Source organism: Lysinibacillus zambalensis (assembly GCF_040183165.1).
In the GTDB taxonomy this organism is placed as follows: Bacteria; Bacillota; Bacilli; order Bacillales_A; family Planococcaceae; genus Lysinibacillus; species Lysinibacillus zambalensis.
Map to the genome: position 1 here is coordinate 58,188 of NZ_JBEGDG010000025.1, position 6,235 is coordinate 64,422.

The 6,235-nt window shown below is 37.8% G+C and carries 6 protein-coding genes; 3 read left to right on the forward strand and 3 right to left on the reverse strand.

Features of this window, described 5'->3' with window-relative positions; all coding sequences use genetic code 11:
- Positions 1–8 precede the first annotated feature (8 nt).
- Both ABNX05_RS22515 and ABNX05_RS22520 read right to left on the reverse strand, forming a co-directional pair.
- Positions 9–875 carry a MurR/RpiR family transcriptional regulator gene (locus ABNX05_RS22515; protein WP_349661741.1) on the reverse strand — a complete coding sequence of 289 codons (867 nt, stop codon included), beginning with the start codon at positions 873–875 and terminating at the stop codon, positions 9–11.
- 310 nt (positions 876–1,185) lie between these two features.
- The gene (locus ABNX05_RS22520) at positions 1,186–2,415 is read right to left on the reverse strand and encodes an MFS transporter (RefSeq protein WP_349661742.1); all 1,230 of its coding nucleotides are present in this window, start codon (positions 2,413–2,415) and stop codon (positions 1,186–1,188) included.
- A 205-nt stretch (positions 2,416–2,620) separates the two neighbouring features.
- On the opposite strand from ABNX05_RS22520, the gene thrC reads away from it, so the two are divergent.
- From thrC to ABNX05_RS22535, 3 genes are read left to right on the forward strand one after another with little or no spacing between them, the layout of a single operon-like run.
- Positions 2,621–3,673, forward strand: a complete 1,053-nt coding sequence (thrC, locus tag ABNX05_RS22525; protein WP_079562499.1) for a threonine synthase — start codon at positions 2,621–2,623, stop codon at positions 3,671–3,673.
- Positions 3,670–4,584 (forward strand): homoserine kinase, encoded by a 915-nt coding sequence (gene thrB, locus ABNX05_RS22530; protein ID WP_349661743.1) that lies wholly within the window; start codon positions 3,670–3,672, stop codon positions 4,582–4,584. Before thrC ends, thrB begins: the two co-directional genes overlap by 4 nt.
- Positions 4,585–4,612: 28 nt before the next feature.
- Positions 4,613–5,296 carry an MtnX-like HAD-IB family phosphatase gene (locus tag ABNX05_RS22535; RefSeq protein WP_349661744.1) on the forward strand — a complete coding sequence of 228 codons (684 nt, stop codon included), beginning with the start codon at positions 4,613–4,615 and terminating at the stop codon, positions 5,294–5,296.
- A gap of 167 nt (positions 5,297–5,463) precedes the next feature.
- Here the strand turns inward: ABNX05_RS22535 and ABNX05_RS22540 are convergent, their stop codons facing one another.
- Entirely contained in the window at positions 5,464–6,075 is a 612-nt protein-coding gene (locus ABNX05_RS22540) for a phosphatase PAP2 family protein (RefSeq protein WP_349661745.1), read from the reverse strand.
- Positions 6,076–6,235 lie beyond the last annotated feature (160 nt).

Genomic DNA, 6,235 nt, shown 5'->3' on the forward strand with positions numbered 1-6,235 from the left:
TAAAATGATTAGAAAACTTGCTTTTCTCTTACTGCATCTAAAAATAACAAATTATTTTCTACTTGTTCATAGGATTGCTGATATTTTTCATATTGTGCCTTGTCCTGACTGACCATTTCCTCAATTAGCGCATGTAAAAAAGAGAACAATACTGGAATAACGTCCAATGAAGATTGCTTTTTCAGACCAAGTGTAAATAATGCACTTGCATATTCCCGAATAGAAGAAAACGCAGACCCAGTAATGGCGATAATTCTTGCCTTTTTCTTCTTAGCAATTTCTACAATCGTTTGAATGTCGTTTGAATGCTTGTCCCATGAAAAAACAATTAATGTCGTTTGATCACTCATACTGTTAATTTGCTGTACAAGATCATCAGATTCTGAGCGAAGCTGTTTCACGTTTGGACGTAACGTTTTCATTGTATACGCTAACCAGTTTGCAATGGACGCAGCTTGACGAGTACCTAAAATATAAACGTTCTCTGCTTCGTGCATCCATTTAGAACTTTTTTGGAGCGTATGATCATTTATCAAATGAATCGTATCTTGAATATTTTGTATATCACGTTGCATGACCTTACCAAAACTCGAAATATTAATTTTAGTTGATGGATATGTAAGTTGAAGACTCTCATGACCATTTTGATTCATTAAATAGCTTCTAATTTTGTCTTGAAGCTCTACATAACCCGATAAATCCATCGCATAACAAAAACGAATCACTGTCGATTCACTAACATTAGCCTGTCTCCCTACTTCTGCTGCTCCATTACTAATTACAACTGTAGGGTTGTTCATAACAAATTGTGCAACTTTACGCTGTCCCTTCGACAGCCTAACAAATCTACTTTCTATTTCTTCATTAATACTCATTTCTAACAACCTTTCTTTCAATGAAATTATCACGAATGGAGATTGTTTCTTACTGACTCTAAATTCGGTTAAAAATACAGTATCACGATTACAATCTGAATACAATGACTTTTCTGAAAAATCTTCAACACTTTAACTTGCTAATGTGACAGTTTCATAAAATTGTTCTATCCTTAAGTTTTTCGATGAATTGATTCTAACAGATTTTTTAAAATATTTGAATAAAAATTAATATTCCTTAATTTTTATGTAATAAAATTATAAAAAATGTCTTGGACTAGACAATCGCCCATCCAAGACATGATTTTTTTTAATCTAATTCCATTTGTTTTGTTTCTTGTCCTAAGAAAATTACCCCAACAACTCCGATAACAATCGCTCCGCAGAAAATCGCGAAGATGAAGCCGATATCATAGCCTGCCGTTAATAAATATCCTACTAACAAAGGGCCAAAGATGCCACCGATACGCCCAACGGCTGCTGCCATTCCTGCACCTGTTCCACGAATAATTGCTGGATACTGCTCTGGTGTATAAGCATAGAGTGCACCCCATGCTCCTAAGTTAAAGAACGATAAAAACATTCCTGATGTTAATAGTACTACCATCGTTTCGGCATTACCAAAAATGAAAGCACTTACAGCTGTACCAATTAAATAGGAAACAAGTACAAACTTCCGTCCAAATTTTTCTATAAACCATGCAGCTGTAAAATAACCTGGTAACTGTGCAAGCGTCATAATGAGAACATATTTAAAGCTCGTAATCATATCGAACCCTTTACTAACCATGACACTTGGTAGCCATAAAAACATACCGTAATACGAGAAAACAACCGTAAACCATAATACCCATAACATAAGTGTCGAGCGTACGTATTTTTTCGACCATACTTCTTGAATATTTTGCACAACACTACGTTTTTTAGACTCTGCTTTTACTACAAATTGAGGTGAATCTGGTAAGTGCCAACGAAGATAAATTGCATATACTGCTGGAATTGCCGTTAACAATAAAGCTATACGCCATCCCCATGTTGGAATAACAAAATACGAAATCAGTGCAGCGATTAACCACCCCGCTGCCCAGAAGCTTTCCAATAAAACAACCACTCGCCCACGTTCTTTTGCTTCTACACTCTCAGAAACTAGCGTCGATGCGACTGGCAATTCGCCCCCTAGTCCCATGCCTACTAAAAAGCGTAGTGCCATAAAAGCAAATAATGTAGTTGTAAATGCTGATAAGCCACTTGCAATCGAAAATAAAACGAGCGTCCACATAAAAATTTGCTTACGTCCTACTTTATCGGCAAGCACGCCGAAAATAAGAGCTCCTACAGCCATCCCGATTGAATTGATGCTACCTATCCAACCTGCTTGACTTGGTGTTAATCCCCATTCAACTGCTAACGCCGCAATAACGAATGATAATATCCCTACATCCATAGCATCGAAAAGCCAGCCAACGCCTGCTACCCCTAAAAGCTTATTACGAGAAATAGATTGTTGAACCTTATTTGTTGTTACAGTATTTGCCGTCATTCTAACCACCTGTCTTTACACTTGACTTTACATTGCAAGTTTACTATACAGTTATTTCAAGAAAGTGACAAGTAAAAATTCAAATTACCGAATTGTTTCGACAATTTCTCAAATTCTATTGAAAACATAGGGCCATTTGCGTTAAAATGTCTTTTATACAAAAACAACTGTTCTTCCTATAAGAACAAAAGGAGATCGTAACGTTATGTGGAAAGGCCTAATCGAGGAATATAAACAATTTTTACCCGTAACAGAAAGTACACCTGCTCTAACTTTAAACGAAGGCAATACGCCTCTTATACATTTAGTAAATTTATCTAAGAAACTTGGCATTGAACTTTACGGAAAAATCGAAGGTGCAAATCCAACAGGTTCATTTAAAGACCGAGGCATGGTATTTGCCGTTGCAAAAGCAATTGAAGAAGGTAGCAAATGCGTTATTTGTGCTTCAACAGGTAACACTTCAGCTGCAGCTGCAGCTTATGCAACACGTGCTGGAATCCAATCCATAGTCGTGATTCCTAAAGGGAAAGTTGCCCTAGGTAAGCTAGCCCAAGCGACAATGTATGGTGCAAAAATTATCGAAATCGACGGTAATTTTGATGATGCTTTAAATATCGTTCGTCAAGTAAGTGAAACAACTCCAGTGGCACTTGTAAACTCTGTAAATCCATACCGCATCGAGGGGCAAAAAACAGCATCATTTGAAATTGTAGATGCTTTAGGAGCCGCTCCAGATTATCTTTGCATCCCTGTTGGTAACGCAGGTAACATTACTGCGTACTGGAAGGGCTTTAAAGAATATGATGCAGCAAAAGGCTCTGGCTTACCTAAGATGTTCGGCTTTGAAGCTGAAGGTGCAGCAGCAATTGTAAACGGTGAACCTATTGCTAATCCTGAGACAGTGGCAACAGCTATTCGTATAGGTAATCCCGCAAGCTGGAAATTTGCAGAAGCAGCTCGCGATGAGTCAGGTGGAATTATTGACTCGGTTACAGACGAAGAAATTTTAGCTGCTTACAAATTAATTGCAGGCACTGAAGGAATTTTCGTTGAGCCAGGTTCAGCTGCATCATTAGCGGGCGTTATTAAATCAGTTGAAAATGGCAAAATTGCAAAGGGCTCTAAAGTTGTTACGATTTTCACTGGTAATGGCTTAAAAGATCCTGATACTGCTATGAATATCTCGACTGTAGATGTTGTCTCACTTAAAAATGATGAGGAAGAAATTCGAAAATACATCGAGGGCGTACTATGAGTAGCATGTGGCAAATCTCAGTTCCTGGGAGCACTGCCAATCTAGGCTCCGGCTTTGATTCAATAGGGCTTGGCTTGTCTCTTTACTTAAAGTTAACCGTGTCTTTACAGGATAGATGGGAAATTATCCACCTCGATGATAATGGTCCTAAAGAGTTTGAGCTAGAAGAGCACTTACTATACGTGATTGCTAAAAAAATTGCAGATCAATACGGTAAGCAGCTACCTGCCTGCCGTGTTGAAATGGCAAGTGAACTTCCATTAGCCCGCGGTTTGGGGAGTAGTGCAGCTGTCATCGTTGCAGGAATTGAACTAGCTAACCAAGTATGTGATCTAGGCTTAACTGTACAGGATAAACTCGATTTATCCTCACAAATCGAAGGGCATCCAGACAATGCAACAGCCTCGGTATTAGGAGGATTAACAATTTCCTCAATGGATGAAAATGGCGTTGTTGATACATTTCATGTTAATGATATAGAAGCTTCCTTTGTTGTGTATGTACCAGATGTTGAACTAAAAACAAGTGAAGCTCGTTCTGTTTTACCAGAGCAATTTGACCGTGCATACGCAGTGAGAGCCTCTGCAAATGCAAATATGCTAGCAGCTTCATTAATGGTTCGTGATTATGAGCATGCAGGTCGTTATATGGAAGCTGATTTATTTCATGAACCTTTCCGTGCCCAATTAATCCCACAATATAAAGAAATCCGTGCATCCGCTAAAGCTAATGGGGCATTTGGAACAGCTTTAAGTGGGGCGGGACCAACAATGATTTCTATCATCCCTACTGCTATTGAGCAAAATTTTGTAAATGCGATGAAAAATCAATTTCCAGAGCATCAAATTATCTTAACAAAAGCCGATGAACATGGTGTACAGGTGAAATTTAAACGTCTACTGCAAAAGTAGACGTTTTTTCTTGGAAGGGGGAAGTAGCTTGAAACCAATTATTTTTTGTGATTTTGATGGTACTATTACAGAAACAGATAATATCGTCTCACTAATGACTCAATTCGTTCCAGAGGAATCTGAGAAAATTGCTACGGCAATGATGGAACAAACCATTACCTTTAAAGATGGCATTTCAGCAATGTTCGAGCTATTATCGACTAAACAAAAGGATGATGTTATCCACTATTTATTAAATACAGCCATTATACGTAAGGGCTTTGGTGATTTCGTTCGTTTTGCACAAGAAAAGCATATTCCGTTTTATATTGTTAGTGGAGGTGTAGATTTTTTCATTGAGCCACTGTTAGAAAAGTACGGTCCATTTTCCGGTATATATTGTAATAGTGCCGATTTTTCCGGACAGCAAATTAAACTCGTCTTTCCAAACGGCTGTGATGAAGAATGTACGAAATTTGAGACACAGGGCTGCGGTTGTTGCAAGCCAAGCGTTATGCGACAGGTTGCACATAGCAATCATTTTAAAATCGTGATTGGAGATTCACTCTCTGATTTTGAGGCTGCAAAACAGGCAGATTTAGTACTTGCTAGAGATCATCTTATTAAACGTTGTAAAGACCTTCATCTTCCTTATGAGTCTTTTGAAACATTCTATGATTGCTTAGAAGTTGTAAAAAAGCTTATGGAAGCAGACAAGGCTGTTTCCATGTAATTAAAAAAATAAAGCTCATCACCATAGCGTGTGGTTGATTTCCGTTCCGACTGGGCGCTTTCTCTTTTGGTGGTGAGCCAGAGATAAGGGCTGTACGTTCATAAGTGACGCCCTTATTTCTACAAAAAAAGGGAACCAACTTTAATTAGATAGCTCCCATTTCAGGTTTATAATTTATTTTTCGTTTTAAAAAGTCTCTTTCGACGTTCGTACCAAAAAACACAAATAACAAACCACGTATACCCCATACTCCAGCCGGCCAATACATCAGAAGCAAAATGACGGGCTCCAGCAACTCGAGACAAACCAATAAGCACAGTTAAAACAACTGCCCCAAGCCAAAGTAATGTCTTACGTCCTCTGCTATTGTTCTCCGAAAACACATAAGCAATTGTAAATAAATACAAGATACCGGTCATAGAATGTCCGGATGGAAAGCTAAAGGATGTTAATTGTTCTTCAATCTCCGGTCTTGGTCGTTGAGTCCATTTTTTTAATAATTGGTTAAGTACATTCCCACCTGCGATTGTTAACAAAACAAATAGTATGCCTCGGTTATTTTTCACTTTCCACGCTAAATACACTATTAAGACGATAGCGACAGATACTACAAATACCGGTTCTCCTATATAGTGAAAAAAATCTACAAAACGGTTACCGAAAAATAAATCAGCCATTTTTGTATCAAAAGTACTGATTAATTTACTTTGAAAAGTACCTCGTAACACAAAAAAGATAATGAGCGTTAATACCGCTAAAGGATAAGCCCATTTTTTCATTTATTACTTCACCTCAAAACTATATGCTACTATTATATTTTTCACATCATATCATATTTAAGCTTGCTTGAGGTAATTTGCTTTTTATCCCGCATTAAGGGGCTGTAAACTATAAATAATTAACTGCCCCTAAATGCCCGATTGGTGAAGACTAATAATC